Source organism: Nitrincola sp. (genome assembly GCF_048264025.1).
GTDB lineage: Bacteria > Pseudomonadota > Gammaproteobacteria > Pseudomonadales > Balneatricaceae > Nitrincola.
This window is the reverse complement of record NZ_JBLXDN010000002.1, coordinates 159,654-174,776: the sequence shown is the minus strand read 5'-3', so window position 1 is coordinate 174,776 and position 15,123 is coordinate 159,654. Positions and strand designations below refer to the sequence as shown.

Genomic DNA, 15,123 nt, shown 5'->3' with positions numbered 1-15,123 from the left:
CGATTCATTCAGAAGTGACGCTTAAACCAGTCTTTTACTCGACTCACCAGATCACCGACCTGTGGACGCTGCAGACGTTTTTCGCGCATTTCCGGTACAATTTCTTTTGCTGTTGGTTTCTGCTCCGCTTTTGCATAGTGCAGTAACCCGATTCCGGTTGCGTAAATCGGGTTTTTAAGCAGCGATTCCATACCCCGGACGCCTTGCGGAAGCGCCAGTCTAACTGGCATATGGAAGATTTCTTCCGCCAGCTCAACCGCCCCTTCCATTTTTGATGTACCCCCGGTCAGCACGATGCCTGCAGCGATCAGGTCTTCAAAACCTGAACGTCGCAACTCGGCCTGCACCAAGGCAAACAACTCTTCATAACGCGGCTCGACCACCTCAGCCAGTGACTGCCTGGACAGATCTCTGGCGGGACGGTCACCCACACTGGGCACCTTGATGGTTTCATCAGGGCGAGCTAACTGTGCCAAGGCACAGGCATATTTAATCTTGATTTTCTCGGCATGCTGCGTCGGTGTACGCAGCGCCATGGCAATATCATTAGTAACTTGATCGCCTGCAATAGGGATAACCGCTGTATGACGGATAGACCCATCAGTAAACACGGCAATATCTGTGGTACCGCCACCGATATCCACGATGCAAACACCTAAATCCTTTTCATCTTCAGCCAGTACGGCATAGCTGGAGGCCAGTTGCTCAAGCACGATGGCATCGACATCCAAACCACAACGACGGATACATTTATCAATATTCTGAATCGCATTGGACGCACCGGTAACCAGGTGCACCTTGGCTTCCAGACGCACTCCAGACATTCCCAGAGGCTCTTTAATACCTTCTTGCGTATCGATCAGGTACTCCTGCGGCAGAATATGTAATATGCGCTGATCAGCTGGTATCGCTACAGCGCGAGCGGCGTCGATCACTCGCTCCAGATCATATTCAGAGACCTCACGATCCCTCACCGCGACAATTCCGTGGGAATTCAGACTGCTGATGTGATTACCAGCAATCCCCACCGTCACGGAGTGAATCTTGCATCCAGCCATCAATTCAGCTTCTTCAACTGCACGCTGTATCGCACTAACAGTTGATTCAATATTCACCACCACGCCACGCTTCATACCGTGAGAAGGCTGTGAACCAACACCGACTATCTCAATACCGCCGTCAGCACAGACTTCCCCTACCAAACACACCACTTTCGATGTGCCTATATCCAGTGCAACGATCATACTGTGATCTGATGTCGCTCTTTTATCCTGCATCGCCTTGCCTCTCTTCGGTGCGCCATCTGACAGCCACACCGTTGGTGTACCTTATATCAACCTGTTCAATCTTATCCGCCGACTGGCTGAGCTCAGTTTCATAGATACTGATGAAACGCCTTAATCTGGGCATCAACTGTTCTCGCCCGGCCACAACCTGGATGCCGTTATCCAACTCCAGATTCCAGGCCCCACGACTTTCCAGTGACAGTCCTGTAATACGCAAACCTGAACGGGCAAACAGCACACTCAGGTCATGATACTGTTCGATAATCGCGCGCGTTTCGTGCGCCGGACCATTAAGCCTGGGTAAAAATTCATAGCCAGCACTCAAATCCGGCCAGAAAATATCGCCCTGATGATTCAACAGTCCGCGCTCACCCCAGCGCGCCACAGGCACCTGCTCAGCAATAGCGACATGCACCGCCGCTGGCCATTGACGCCGTACTTCAGCCATGTGCACCCAGGGATTAGCCAGTGTCGCATCACGCAAACTGCGCAGATCCAGCGACAAGATCGGTGCCTTAACCTCTGTTGCCAGGTGACTTGCCAAGGCCTGGCCATCGAGATAACGCATCTGCCCGCTGATACTGACTGCGCTAACTGGTTTATCCAACCAGGCCAATGCTTTACCCGCCAATCCAAGTACCAGGGCCGCAAACAGTAACAACAATCCCAGCAACATCACTACCCGCTTAATGGCCGGAGGTTCAACCAATTGCTCAGACTGGCGTTGCACGGCCACAGCACCACGTACCGGTGCAACCGGTTGCGGGTCTTGCTTCAGCCAGGGCAACGACAAATTCATTTTCAGCTCTCCCTATCCCGTTTGGCCGTACGAAGAATTTCAACCACCAATTCCGAGAAACTCATACCGGCCTGTTTTGCCGCCATAGGTACCAGGCTATGGTCTGTCATACCAGGCAGGGTGTTCACTTCCAGCAACAGAAACTCTCCCGCACTGTTCATCATCACATCCACCCGGCCCCAACCACGGCAACCCACAGCACTAAAAGCCTTAACTGCCAGGGTTTGCAGCGCCTTATGCTTCGCTTCAGTCAGACCATGCTCAAACAGGTAACGGGTATCATTGGATTCGTACTTGGCATTAAAATCGTAAAAGTCGTGAGAGGTTTCCAACTTGATCACAGGCAGAGCCGCATCACGCAAGACAGCCAGGGTAAATTCAGACCCCTGCACCCACTGCTCCGCAATCACCAGATTGTCATAGCGGGCCGCTTCCGCATAAGCCGCCTGCAACTGCGCCAGGTCCATGACACGACTCATGCCTATACTGGAACCTTCATGTACGGGTTTGACCATCATCGGAAAGCCCAGCTTGTCGGCTACAGCCTGTAAGTCAGTATCTGCATTAAGCTCAGCAAAAGGCGGTGTGGGAAAACCGGCTCCCAGCCAAAGCTGCTTGCAACGCAGCTTATCCATTCCCAACGCAGAGGCAGCCACACCACTGCCGGTATAAGGCTTTTTCAGCATTTCCAGCAAGCCCTGCAAGGTGCCATCTTCTCCACCACGGCCATGCAGAATCAAAAAAGCACGATCAAACTCGGCTTCAAGTAATTGCGCAACCGGATCAGCTCCCTTGGCGCACAGATCGATAGCAAAGGCATCAACGCCGGCCTGACATAAACCTTTCAATACTTCGGCACCACTACGCAGTGAGATACTGCGTTCAGCGGAGTCTCCGCCCATCAGCACGGCCACTCGCCCAAAAGTCTGCTTTTCAGCCGCGCTTATTTCAAATGCTTTCATTGCTGTACCTCACCGACACGGCTTAGATTCAGTTTGCTTAGCGTATGCGCCAGGGTAGTAATATCACCGGCCCCCTGGGTCAACAGCAGATCACCGGGACGCAACAAAGTACTCAGCAACTCTGGAAGGTCATCTGTTGATTCCACAAACACCGGTTCCATGCCACGCTGACGTATGGATCGGCACAGGCTGCGGGTATCGGCACCAGGAATTGGCTGCTCACCAGCGGCATAGACCTCCAGCATCAGTAGCAGATCTGTTTCTGACAACACCCGGGCAAAGTCTTCATACAGATCGCGCGTGCGGGTGTAGCGGTGTGGCTGATACACCATCACCAATCGGCGGTCCGGCCAACCATCACGAATAGCCTGAATAACCGCTTCCACTTCGCGGGGATGGTGACCATAATCATCCACAAGCGTTACGTCCCCTCCCGTGACAGGTACTTCGCCTAAAATCTGGAAACGACGACCCACACCTTCAAATTTCTCCAATGCCCGACAGATGGAGGCATCCGCCAAGCCTTCATCGGTAGCCACAGCAATACAGGCCAAGGCATTGAGTACGTTGTGGCGACCCGGCATATTCAGAGTGACATTCAACGGCTCATGTCCGCTGGGACGCTCGACTCGGAAACGGGTCTGCAAGCCTTCCATGTGCAGATCAACGGCTCTGAAATCAGCCCCTTCATTAAAACCGTAGGTCAGTATTGGACGGCTTACCTGTGGCAGAATTTCAACAACCACCGGATCATCGGTACACATCACTGCCAACCCGTAAAAGGGAAGATTGTGCAAGAAGTTAACAAATGTCTGCTTGAGCACATTAAAGTCACCGCCATAGGTATCCATATGGTCAGCATCGATATTGGTGACGATTGCCACCATAGGCTGCAGGTGTAGAAAGGACGCATCACTTTCATCTGCCTCAGCCACCAGGTAACGACTACCACCTAACTGTGCATTGGTGCCAGCACTGTTAAGCCGCCCACCGATAACAAAGGTCGGATCCAGTCCAGCCTCTGCCATCACCGAGGCCAACAGGCTGGTGGTGGTGGTCTTACCGTGTGTGCCGGCCACCGCGATACCATGCCGATAGCGCATCAGTTCTGCCAACATCTCGGCACGACGCACTACGGGAATACGTGACTGACGTGCAGCGATCAATTCTGGATTATCTTCGGCTACAGCCGTAGAAATCACCACCACATCGGCCATTTCGACGTTGCTTTGCTGATGACCTATATATATCCGCGCACCAAGAGTTGCCAGGCGGTCGGTTACAACCGAGTCGCGAATATCGGAACCAGAGATGGTATATCCCTGATTCAACAAAACTTCGGCAATACCACACATACCAACACCGCCGATGCCGACAAAATGGATTTGACGGATACGACGCATTTCAGGCACTTCATACACGCCCATCGCATCATTTTTACTCATGCCATTACCTCCAGACAGGCTTCAGCTAACTGCCTTCCAGCTTCCGGCTTACCCTGATTACGTGCTAACTGCGCCATTTTTAACAAACGCTCACGTTGATTGAGCTTGCTCAACAACTGATGCAATACATCACTACTTAAATCGGCTTGCTGTACCAGTTCCGCTGCGCCACAATTCACCAGAAACTGTGCATTGGCCGTCTGGTGATCATCCACAGCGAAGGGAAAAGGCACGAGAATTGCTGCCACACCGGCAATAGCCAGCTCGCTCACTGTGAGGGCACCCGAGCGACACAGCACCAGATCAGCCCAGCCAAAGGCTTCATCCATTTGTTCAATAAAGGGCACCACGCGCGCCGCTATTCCGAGTGATTCATAATGCTCAAGCGTCTGTTTATGATGAGTTTGTCCTGTCTGGTGCCACACTTCCGGACGTGCTTCGGCAGGTATCCTGGCCAGCACTTCGGGTAAACGTTCATTGATGGCTTTAGCCCCCAGACTGCCACCTACCACCAGCAGGCGGATGGGCCCTGTCCGGTCTTGCATCCGCTCAGCTGGTTCTGGCAATTCCAAGATCGGTCCTCTGACCGGATTACCGATAGTATCTTTATCCTGGCACTGCTCAAAGGCACCAGGAAAAGCCTGTAATACGCGCGTTGCAATACGTGCAAGCACCTTGTTAGTCATCCCCGGAATGGCATTTTGTTCATGTATCACCACCGGTATACCCATAAGGCGTGCGGCCAACCCACCCGGTCCGGAAGCAAAACCACCCATACCCAACACCACGGCTGGCTTCACACGTTTGATGACGGCCCTGGCCGCCAATACCGCTTTCAGCAGGCTGATGGGCGCGGTCAGCAATCGCAGCGCCCCTTTACCTCTCAAACCAGCCACAGGTATGCAATTCAGTTTGATATCCGCAGCAGGAACCACTCTGGCTTCAATACCACTTGCTGTTCCCAACCATTCCACATGCACACCTTGAGCACGTAACAAGTCAGCTGTTGCCAGAGCCGGAAATACATGTCCACCTGTGCCGCCAGCCATCACCAACAGCGTTTTTGTTGTTTCAGCCGTCATGCGATTGCCCTCCTTGTGGCTTTACGCGAACTACTAGGTTTGCCTGATGCCGATAAAGCAGCCACTTCTGCACGTTTCAGCTCATAATCAATACGTAATACGATGGCGATCATGATGGATGAAGCCAGCAAACTGCTGCCACCATAGCTCAGCAATGGCAACGTCAGCCCTTTGGTTGGCAAAGCGCCGACATTGACACCGATATTGATCAGTGCTTGTCCGGCAAAAACAAAAGCGAAGCCATAACAGACATAGCCCATGAAAAACTGCTGCTGCTTTTCAGCTCGACGTCCGGCCATAAAAATGCGAAACACCAAAAAGCAGTAGAGGGCAATAACGACCAACGCGCCCATCAGCCCTAACTCTTCGGCCAGAATCGAGTAGATGAAATCTGTGTGTGCTTCGGGCAGATAAAACAGTTTTTGTATACTGTTTCCAAGACCTGTGCCGAACAACTCGCCACGACCAAAAGCGATTTGCGCCTGAGATAGCTGATATCCAGCCCCAAATGGATCGGCCCAGGGGTCAAGGAAGGTTTTCAGACGCTGCACACGATAGGGCTGCGTCACAGCCAGCAGACCAGCCATTAAGATGCCTACCAGCAGTACACTTACAAACTGTATAAGGCGCATTCCACTGAGAAACACCATGCCCATAACTGTACACATCAGCACCACTGTGACCCCAAAGTCCGGCTGACTAATCAGCAATCCGACATAGATCGACAGAGGCAAGACCGGTTTAATCACACCTGACCAGGTTGTCCGCACTTCAGACAACCGCCTGACCAGATAGCCGCTGATGTAGATCACCATGAAAATTTTGGCCAGCTCAGAAACCTGCAGGTTAAAAAAGCCCATACTAATCCAGCGACGAGCACCGTTAACTTCACGTCCGATACCCGGAATCAACACCAGCAACAGCGCAATGCCACCAATAGCCAGCAAAGGCACACTATATTTCTGCCAAAGCTGTATCGGTATAGCCGACACGATTGCCAAAGTGATGAGCGCCATGACGACAAAAATGCCATGACGCATTATAAAGAAATAGGCTGAACCAAAATCCCGCGCGGCCACATCCATGGAGGCTGACGCAATCATCACGAAACCTGTCAGCATCAGGGTCACAGCGCTGAGAATTAAAAACGGATCAAATGACAGCTTGCCAGGAGGCATATCCAGCACAGCAGGCCAACTAAGATTCAGAGACAGTCCGTTCATATCAGACCCTCCACGATCTCAATAAAGCGATCACCACGTGCTTCATAGCCACGAAACATATCGAAACTGGCACAAGCCGGAGACAGCAACACCTGATCACCCGGCTGGGCGAATTCAGCGGCCATAGCCACAGCCTGCTCCAGGGTTTCTGCACGTTGTAGCGGCAAGCCCTGCAGATCTTTGGCAATAAGTTCAGCATCGCGACCTATCAGCACTACTTGACGGGCATAGCGAGCCAGCGGTGATTTGAGCTCAGCAAAGTTCTGTTCTTTACCCACACCACCGAGAATAATCAGTAATTTTTGTTCATCGTCCAGTACCGAGCCCAGTCCTTGTACTGCTGCCAGTGTGGCACCTACATTGGTACCCTTAGAGTCATTGATATAACCCACGCCCTGTTTTTCAGCCACCCATTGGCAACGATGTCTAAGCCCTTCGAACTGTCTGGCCGCCTGTAACATAGCCTCTAGCGGCAGACCTGCCGCCGCACCCAAGCTCAATGCCGCCAACACATTCACAACATTGTGTTCGCCCTGTACTTTCAGCTCAGATACCGGCATCAACGGCTGCAAACCACGGAATAACCAGGGCTGATCCGCTTCCAGCGCAATACCATACTGCCCCAGATCCGGCGACGACAGGCCGAAGCTGATCTGCTTCATTCCCTGGGCCATCAGCGGTACGGTCAAGGGGTCATCGCGGTTGACAATACAATGGCGACAGCCCCGGTAGATGCGGTGTTTAGCCAGATAGTAGCTTTGCATATCCGTATAGCGGTCAAGATGATCCGGACTGATATTCAAGACAGTGGCAGCAATCGCTTTCAGCTCATGCGTGGTTTCCAATTGAAAACTGGATAACTCCAACACGTACAGATCAGCGGTGGGCTGCTTAAGCAGGTCCAGTACTGGCGTACCGATATTACCGCCGACAGCCACATTGATACCGGCGGCTTCAGCCATCTTACCCACCAGCGTGGTCACCGTGCTCTTGGCATTGGATCCGGTAATCGCCACTATAGGTGCCGAAACTTCACGACAGAACAGGTCGATATCACCGATCACGCGGCAACCCTGCTGCATGGCGTACTGTATGGCGGTCGAAGATTTGGCCACGCCTGGGCTAAGAATCAATTCGTCTGCACTGGCCAGAAGAACAGGATCAAGCTCCCCCGTGTAAAGCTTCACCTGAGGGAACTCATTGTAAAAATCTGCCGCCAATGGCGGCTTCTCACGCGTATCAACAACAGCGAACGGCCAACCTTTGGCTGCCATATATCGGGCACAGGCATACCCGGTCTGACCCAGACCGATAATAATGCGTAGTGTATCCGTTGCTATCATTGACACTTAGTTCTCCAGTTAACGCAGTTTCAGGGTAGCCAGGCCAATCAGCACCAGCACCACACTAATAATCCAAAAACGCACGATGACGCGGGGTTCCGGCCAACCTTTTAATTCAAAGTGGTGATGAATAGGTGCCATTCGGAAGATGCGTCGACCAGTCAGCTTGTAAGATGCGACCTGCAAAATGACTGACACAGTTTCCATCACGAACACACCGCCCATAATCACCAACACCAACTCCTGGCGCACAATGACCGCTACAACACCGAGCACAGCCCCTAAAGACAGCGCTCCGACATCCCCCATGAATACCTGAGCGGGATAAGTGTTAAACCACAAAAACCCGAGACCTGCCCCGACGATTGCACCACAAATAATAATCAGCTCACCGGCACCCGCCACGTAGGGGATGTGTAGGTAGTTGGCAAACTGCACATGCCCCCCCAGATAGGCAAATACGGCAAGCGCCCCAGCCACCATCACTGTTGGCATAATCGCCAGACCATCCAGGCCATCTGTCAGATTCACGGCGTTGGAACTACCCACTATGACGAAGTAGGTAAATACGATGAAGAAAATCCCCATCTCTATGACGATACCTTTAAAAAACGGTACGATCAGTTGCGTCTCAACCGGACTCTGAACCGTGATATACAGCAACACCGCCGCACCGATTCCCCCGACGGACTGCCATAAATATTTCCACCTTGCGGGCAATCCGCGCGGGTCTTTTTCGATCACTTTTCGCCAGTCATCTACCCAACCCACGGCACCGAAGACAATCAGCACGTACAACGTAATCCACACGTAACGGTTGGTAAGATCGGCCCAGAGCAAGGTACTGACAGCAATCGCCAATAAGATTAAGGCGCCTCCCATGGTCGGCGTACCTGACTTACTCAGATGCGATTGTGGTCCGTCGGTTCTGACCGCCTGACCTATCTGTCGACTTCGCAACTGATTGATCAGGTAAGGGCCCAGTAGCAGCGAAATAGCCAGCGCCGTTAACACTCCGAGAATACCTCGCAGAGTGATATAGCCAAACACTGAGAAGGCTGAGTAGTACTGTGTCAGGTACTCTGTTAGTAACAACAACATTACCGAGCATCTCCATTTTGTAGAGCAGTCACTACTCTATCCATTGCCGCACTGCGTGAGCCCTTAACGAGTAACGTAACTGGCTCGCTCAGCATCTGTTTTAGCGCTTCTATCAAAGCACTCTGGTGTTCAAAATATTGTGCATTCAGGCCAGCTTGTCTGGCAGTTTCAACGGCAAAGCACATCAGTGGACCAGTTGCATAAAGCCCATCCAGCGCCGCGTCAGCGGCATACTGGCCAATCTGGCTATGCAGCTCGATTTCATCTTCACCCAGTTCAGCCATATCACCCAGTACCAGCAGACGCTTTCCCTTACGGGAAGCCAGATAATCAATGGCGGCCTGCATGGCCTGAGGATTAGCGTTGTAGCTGTCATCAATGAGCAGTGCCGATCGCAGTGCTATCGGCTTCATCCGACCTTTCACAGCATCACAAGCTTCCAGACCCGCTTTGGCGGCTTTCAACGGCAAACCCAAAGCAATCCATGCCGCCGTTGCCGCCGCTGCATTGGCAACATTATGTTTACCCAAGAGTTTGAGCTGAACCTTGATTGAATCCTGCTGATGATGCAGTCGAAAATGCCAGGCACCTACCTCATTCTCAGCTAAATCACTGGCCCAGATATCAGCAGCCGGATTGCTAACCGAAAACGTCAGGTAAGCACGGCACTGATTGTCGAGTTTCTCTTGCCAAAAACCGGCATGCGCATCATCCAGGTTAAGGATGCCGGCATCTTCATCTGTCAGCGCATTGAATATTTCTGATTTGGCTCGCACTACACCATCCAGTCCACCAAAGCCTTCGATGTGCGCTGCACAGGCATTATTGAGCAGAGCAACCTGTGGTTGCGCCAAGTGGACGGTGTAGTCAATTTCACCTTCAGCACTCGCTCCCAACTCAACCACGGCATACTGGTGCTCAGCCTGTAAGCGCAGCAGCGTTAAGGGAACACCGATGTGATTATTCAGATTGCCCTGGGTATAGAGGGTCGGGCCAAGCTGCCCCAACATACTTGCCAGTAACTCTTTCACCGTGGTTTTGCCACTACTGCCGGTCACTGCGATCAATTTTCCACTGAAACGACTGCGATTGAGGGCCGCCAGCCGCCCCAGTGCTATCAAGGTATCCTCAACCACTAGCTGCGGCAGTGCATCATCTACGTGATGATCGGTCACAGCAGCCAGTGCCCCCTGCTGCCGCGCCTGGGCTATAAAATCATGGGCATCAAAATGCTCACCTTTCAGACAAACAAACAGATCACCGGGTTGAATCTGGCGCGTATCCGTACAGATGCGCACTATCTGTCTTTGAGGATCAGTAACACCCTCAAGCCTGGCTTCAGTTGCTGTCGCCGCGATGCTCAGTGTCCATTCACCTAGCATGCCGTCCTCCTGCTTTTCAGCACATCTCTGGCCACAGTCTGATCACTGAATGGCTGGCGTTCACCCTGCACTTCCTGGTAATCCTCATGCCCTTTACCGGCAATCAACACGATATCCTCTACGCGGGCCTGCGCTATGGCGGAAGCTATTGCCGTGGCACGGTCGACCTCAACCTGCGGCTGATGCACAGCACTGACACCTGACAACACTTGCTCAATAATCTTATGCGGGTCCTCGAAGCGAGGATTATCACTGGTGATAATCAATTGATCGGCCAAACTGCAGGCTACCTGGGCCATGAGTGGACGCTTACCCTGATCTCGATCGCCACCACAGCCAAACACACAGATGATTCGACTAGCTGTTTTACGATGTTCATTCAGTGCTGACAGAGTTTGCAGCAAGGCATCCGGTGTATGAGCATAATCAACCAACACTAAAGGCTCGCCCGCTAAAGACACTTTTTCCATGCGTCCACAAACTGCTGAAACCTGTGTTAATGCACGACTAATACGGCTAGCTTCATAACCTGACAATCCCAGGGACGCCGCCGTTAAGAGTAAATTGCTCAGATTAAAGCGCCCGATTAACGAGGAACTGGCACTGATTTCACCCCAGGGTGACGCAACAGCAAAACTCATGCCTTCATCATGCAGTTCAGAGGTTTTCACCCACAAATCGGCTGACTGATCCAGCAATGAATAAGTAGTCACTTTATGCCCTTTAGCTTTACTTTGTTCAGCCAGCTCACAGCCAAACGCATCATCCAGATTCAGAATCTGTTGACTACCGGCTTGCTCAAATAAACGCCGCTTGGAGTCGGCATAAGCCGCCATACTCTGGTGGTAATCGAGATGATCGCGGGTAAGGTTGGTAAAACCGACCTGACGGAATTGCACGCCTGCCGTGCGCGCCTGATCCAGCGCATGACTGGAAACTTCCATGACGACAGTCTCGGCTCCGGCCTGGTGATACCCTGACAACAATTGATGTACGCTGAGCACGTCTGGTGTTGTGTGGGTAGAGCGATCCAGTGAGCTGAGAAATCCATTGCCAATGGTGCCGACAATCGCTGTTTTTTCACCTAGCTGATTCAATGCCTGCGCAATAAAATGGCTACAAGAGGTTTTACCGTTAGTGCCGGTGATCCCTATGACCTTGATAGCCTCAGATGGACGCTGGTAATAGCGACTGATCACCTCACCAGCCACTTGATTGAGGTTATCTACCGGAAAAATCCAGTCAGCATAGGCATCCAGGCCGGAATGGTACTCTGAGGCATGCATAATAACGGCAGAAGCACCGGCACTGATGGCCGGAATAACAAAATCAACACCCTTGTACTGCGTGCCGGAGCGTGCAATATAAAGATCACCGGCACGTACATCCCGATTATCCAGCACCACATTACGAATCAATAAATAATCAGGCACGCCGGGAAAATCCGGTAACAGGCTTTTCAAACTGGGAAGGTCTGACCGCACGGCATTCATCGTCCGGCCACCTGTGTTTTTTGCTCCGGCCAGCTATCTGGATCCAGGTTCAATAGCCTTAAGGCACCAGCAGCCACCCGGGCAAAGACTGGCGCAGCCACCTCTCCACCGTATATTTCCCGACCCTTCGGGTTATCCACCATCACTACAATCGCCAGGCGCGGATCGGACACGGGTGCAATACCAGCAAAAACCGTGGTGTATTCTTCACGATTATAGCCACTGCCACCAATACGATGAACGGTTCCCGTCTTACCGGCAACCCGATAACCTTCTACCGCCGCACGACGTGCAGTACCCTGAGGACCGATGACGGTTTCCATCATCTGCAACACCTGATTACCTACACCTGGCGGCATCACTCGGGTACCTATTTCCGGTTCTTTTTTCAACAAAGACACCGGGTGAAAAATGCCATCTGACGCAAAGGGTATATAGGACTGAGCCAATTGCAGCGGGGTTACCGACAAGCCGTAGCCATAGGACAGCGTGGCACGCTCAACAACCTGACGCTCTACCAGATCCGGCAGATAGCCGGTGCGCTCTCCTGGAAAGCCGGTTGTACTCATCTGGCCTATGCCAAAGTTATGCATCAAGCGAGGTAGTCGATCGTATTCCATGTCCATAACCAGTTTTACTACACCCACGTTGCTGGACTTGGTGATGATACCGGTGAGGTCCAAATCGCCGTAGTCGCGAAAATCCCTGATAGTTGCACTGCGCACCCGCATAGTACCCGGGGTGGTATGCACGACCGTTTCTGGTGTATAACGCCCTGTCATCAACGCAGCAGCTATGGTCATGGGTTTAACTGTAGATCCCGGCTCAAACAAGTCGGTCATGGCCCGATTTCTCAGCGCAGCTGGGTCAAGGCGACTGCGATCATTGGGGTTATAGGATGGCTGGTTAGCCATCGCCAGCACCTCACCGGTATGCGTATCCAGTATCACAATAGAACCCGCATCAGCCTGGTGTGCTTCAACAACAGCCTTGAGCTCACGATAAGCCATGTACTGTAGACGCAGATCGATGCTCAGTTGCAGCTCATCGCCCTGATGTGCATCCTGAATTGAACGAATATGCCGGATAGTTCGACCCACCCGATCTCGCATCACCAGCTTGCTGCCTGGTTCACCTGTAAGCCAGTCATCAAAGGCCAGCTCCATGCCTTCTTGTCCATCTCCATCCACATTAGTGAAACCCACCAAATGGGCGGCCACTTCACCCGCTGGATAGAAGCGCCGGTATTCTCGATCAACATTAATACCCGGAATACCCAGTACGCGGACGGATTCAGCTACCTCCGGGGTAACCTGCCGACGCAGATAGATGAAGCGGCGCTCTGCATTACTGCTAAAACGCTCCAACAGACTATCCTGAGGCATCTCTAGCAATTGGCTGAGACGATTTAAGTAGGGGTGTTGTAGATCAATCAATTTCGGGTCTGCCCAGATACTGGCAACCGGTGCACTGACTGCCAGCGGCTCACCATTGCGATCGGTAATCACGCCACGATGTGCCGGAATCAACATGGTTCGAATACTACGGGCATCTCCCTGGTTCTGCAGAAAAGCCTGATCTGTCCAGTAGAGTGAAACCAGCTTTGCCAGAACACCAGCCACAGCAAGGCTCAGCAGGAGGAAAACCACCCACATACGCCAGCTTCTGGCGGCCAAGGTTTGTGTCTGTTCAGTTTCGCTGCTCATTCCTGATTATCTCAGTTTCATCCACTTCGGGAACCCGCATTTGCAAACGGGTCTCTGCTTCACTCTCAATACGGCCATGCCCACCCCAGGTACTTTGTTCCAGTAATAACTGACCCCATTCCACCTGCAGCTCATCCCATTGATGCACCAATACTTGATGATCATTAAACAACCGGCGGTAGTCATAGGCCGCCTTAATGACCGTCAATGCTGACACCAAAATTGCCAATATCAGCACGATTAAAATAACCAAGGGCCGATAGAGTTCCGTATGACTGATGTAACCTTTACCCGTCTCTTCTGCCTTGCCATTACCCAAGACACTAAACACAGCATTCAGCTTCAGACGCACTTCTCAGCCACTCGCATCACAGCACTGCGGGATCGAGGGTTAACCTCAACCTCCGCTGCACTGGCTTTGACGGCTTTGCCAATACCGTTCAATCGCTGGTTAAGCATGGACTGAGTAAACGGTAATCCAGCAGGAAGATGCTCATCCCCTTTTACATGCTTACGGATAAAGCGCTTTACGATACGATCTTCCAGCGAATGAAAACTGATAACCACTAAGCGCCCCTTGGGAGCCAACACATCCAACGATTGATCCAGACAGGTTTCAATCTCTTCCAACTCACGATTGATATGGATACGGATACCTTGAAAGGCTCGAGTTGCAGGGTTTTTCCCCTTTTCCCAGCGCGGATTGGCTGCCGTGATAATGCTGGCAAGACGTGCCGTGGTTGTAATCGGGGATAAGGCTCGCTCGGCGACCACAGCCTTGGCCATGCGACGAGAAAAACGCTCTTCACCATAGTGAAACAACACATCAGCAATTTCAGCTTCTGTAGCACGATTAATCCATTCAGCCGCACTTTCACCCGCTGCTGTATTCATGCGCATATCCAGGGGGCCATCGTTTTGGAAACTGAATCCCCGTGAGGGATCATCCAACTGCGGCGAACTCACACCCAGATCCAGTAGCACACCGGTCACTTGCGCATCCATGCCACGCGCCGAAACCAGCGCAGCCAGTTCACTGAAAGAACCATGAGCAATACTAAAGCGGGGATCATCACCAAAGCGCCGCTGAGCTTCTGCCACAGCCAAGGGATCTTTATCGATGGCCAGTAAACGTCCCTGATCGCTCAGACATGACAAAATACGCGCGGAATGACCGCCCCGCCCGAAGGTGCCATCAATATAGAAACCATCAGTGTCCGTCACCAACTCGGTAACAGCTTCTTCAAGTAACACGGTGATATGGCTGAATTCCTGACTCATCTAAGATCCTGTAAACCTGT

Annotated in this window: 13 protein-coding genes; all 13 read right to left on the bottom strand. The window is 52.1% G+C overall.

What is annotated here, in order from left to right; translation table 11 throughout:
* Positions 1-8: 8 nt before the first annotated feature.
* Genes ftsA through rsmH form a run of 13 tightly spaced genes read right to left on the bottom strand, consistent with a single transcriptional unit; the run spans position 9 to position 15,103 of the window.
* Positions 9-1,277, bottom strand: coding sequence for a cell division protein FtsA (ftsA, locus tag ACN0R1_RS02955; protein ID WP_417579766.1), 1,269 nt, complete (start codon positions 1,275-1,277; stop codon positions 9-11).
* A complete protein-coding gene (locus ACN0R1_RS02950) occupies positions 1,267-2,085 on the bottom strand; it encodes a cell division protein FtsQ/DivIB (protein ID WP_417579764.1) in 819 nt (272 codons plus the stop codon). The genes ftsA and ACN0R1_RS02950 overlap by 11 nt, the downstream gene beginning before the upstream one ends.
* Before the next feature lie 2 nt (positions 2,086-2,087).
* Positions 2,088-3,047, bottom strand: a complete 960-nt coding sequence (locus tag ACN0R1_RS02945; protein ID WP_417579762.1) for a D-alanine--D-alanine ligase — start codon at positions 3,045-3,047, stop codon at positions 2,088-2,090.
* A complete protein-coding gene (murC, locus tag ACN0R1_RS02940) occupies positions 3,044-4,492 on the bottom strand; it encodes a UDP-N-acetylmuramate--L-alanine ligase (RefSeq protein WP_417579760.1) in 1,449 nt (482 codons plus the stop codon). The genes ACN0R1_RS02945 and murC overlap by 4 nt, the downstream gene beginning before the upstream one ends.
* On the bottom strand, positions 4,489-5,574 hold the full coding sequence (gene murG / locus ACN0R1_RS02935; protein ID WP_417579758.1) for an undecaprenyldiphospho-muramoylpentapeptide beta-N-acetylglucosaminyltransferase: 1,086 nt from the start codon (positions 5,572-5,574) through the stop codon (positions 4,489-4,491). The genes murC and murG overlap by 4 nt, the downstream gene beginning before the upstream one ends.
* Positions 5,571-6,797 carry a putative lipid II flippase FtsW gene (gene ftsW, locus ACN0R1_RS02930; protein ID WP_417579756.1) on the bottom strand — a complete coding sequence of 409 codons (1,227 nt, stop codon included), beginning with the start codon at positions 6,795-6,797 and terminating at the stop codon, positions 5,571-5,573. The genes murG and ftsW overlap by 4 nt, the downstream gene beginning before the upstream one ends.
* A complete protein-coding gene (gene murD / locus ACN0R1_RS02925) occupies positions 6,794-8,140 on the bottom strand; it encodes a UDP-N-acetylmuramoyl-L-alanine--D-glutamate ligase (protein ID WP_417579964.1) in 1,347 nt (448 codons plus the stop codon). The genes ftsW and murD overlap by 4 nt, the downstream gene beginning before the upstream one ends.
* An 18-nt stretch (positions 8,141-8,158) precedes the next feature.
* Entirely contained in the window at positions 8,159-9,241 is a 1,083-nt protein-coding gene (gene mraY / locus ACN0R1_RS02920) for a phospho-N-acetylmuramoyl-pentapeptide-transferase (protein WP_417579754.1), read from the bottom strand.
* Entirely contained in the window at positions 9,241-10,623 is a 1,383-nt protein-coding gene (locus tag ACN0R1_RS02915; protein WP_417579752.1) for a UDP-N-acetylmuramoyl-tripeptide--D-alanyl-D-alanine ligase, read from the bottom strand. Before ACN0R1_RS02915 ends, mraY begins: the two co-directional genes overlap by 1 nt.
* On the bottom strand, positions 10,617-12,116 hold the full coding sequence (locus ACN0R1_RS02910) for a UDP-N-acetylmuramoyl-L-alanyl-D-glutamate--2,6-diaminopimelate ligase (RefSeq protein ID WP_417579750.1): 1,500 nt from the start codon (positions 12,114-12,116) through the stop codon (positions 10,617-10,619). The genes ACN0R1_RS02915 and ACN0R1_RS02910 overlap by 7 nt, the downstream gene beginning before the upstream one ends.
* Positions 12,113-13,822, bottom strand: coding sequence for a peptidoglycan D,D-transpeptidase FtsI family protein (locus tag ACN0R1_RS02905; RefSeq protein WP_417579748.1), 1,710 nt, complete (start codon positions 13,820-13,822; stop codon positions 12,113-12,115). Before ACN0R1_RS02905 ends, ACN0R1_RS02910 begins: the two co-directional genes overlap by 4 nt.
* Positions 13,806-14,174, bottom strand: a complete 369-nt coding sequence (gene ftsL / locus ACN0R1_RS02900; protein WP_417579746.1) for a cell division protein FtsL — start codon at positions 14,172-14,174, stop codon at positions 13,806-13,808. Before ftsL ends, ACN0R1_RS02905 begins: the two co-directional genes overlap by 17 nt.
* Positions 14,165-15,103 carry a 16S rRNA (cytosine(1402)-N(4))-methyltransferase RsmH gene (gene rsmH, locus ACN0R1_RS02895; protein ID WP_417579744.1) on the bottom strand — a complete coding sequence of 313 codons (939 nt, stop codon included), beginning with the start codon at positions 15,101-15,103 and terminating at the stop codon, positions 14,165-14,167. Before rsmH ends, ftsL begins: the two co-directional genes overlap by 10 nt.
* Positions 15,104-15,123: the final 20 nt, after the last annotated feature.

What these genes read in the sequence shown, in the direction of transcription:
- ACN0R1_RS02915 (WP_417579752.1), bottom strand. Translation starts at nt 10,623, where the DNA reads ATGCTAGGTGAATGGACACTGAGCATCGCGGCGACAGCAACTGAAGCC.
- murD (WP_417579964.1), bottom strand. Translation starts at nt 8,140, where the DNA reads ATGATAGCAACGGATACACTACGCATTATTATCGGTCTGGGTCAGACC.
- ftsA (WP_417579766.1), bottom strand. Translation starts at nt 1,277, where the DNA reads ATGCAGGATAAAAGAGCGACATCAGATCACAGTATGATCGTTGCACTG.
- ACN0R1_RS02910 (WP_417579750.1), bottom strand. Translation starts at nt 12,116, where the DNA reads ATGAATGCCGTGCGGTCAGACCTTCCCAGTTTGAAAAGCCTGTTACCG.
- rsmH (WP_417579744.1), bottom strand. Translation starts at nt 15,103, where the DNA reads ATGAGTCAGGAATTCAGCCATATCACCGTGTTACTTGAAGAAGCTGTT.
- ACN0R1_RS02950 (WP_417579764.1), bottom strand. Translation starts at nt 2,085, where the DNA reads ATGAATTTGTCGTTGCCCTGGCTGAAGCAAGACCCGCAACCGGTTGCA.
- ACN0R1_RS02905 (WP_417579748.1), bottom strand. Translation starts at nt 13,822, where the DNA reads ATGAGCAGCGAAACTGAACAGACACAAACCTTGGCCGCCAGAAGCTGG.
- mraY (WP_417579754.1), bottom strand. Translation starts at nt 9,241, where the DNA reads ATGTTGTTGTTACTAACAGAGTACCTGACACAGTACTACTCAGCCTTC.
- ACN0R1_RS02945 (WP_417579762.1), bottom strand. Translation starts at nt 3,047, where the DNA reads ATGAAAGCATTTGAAATAAGCGCGGCTGAAAAGCAGACTTTTGGGCGA.
- murG (WP_417579758.1), bottom strand. Translation starts at nt 5,574, where the DNA reads ATGACGGCTGAAACAACAAAAACGCTGTTGGTGATGGCTGGCGGCACA.
- ftsW (WP_417579756.1), bottom strand. Translation starts at nt 6,797, where the DNA reads ATGAACGGACTGTCTCTGAATCTTAGTTGGCCTGCTGTGCTGGATATG.
- murC (WP_417579760.1), bottom strand. Translation starts at nt 4,492, where the DNA reads ATGAGTAAAAATGATGCGATGGGCGTGTATGAAGTGCCTGAAATGCGT.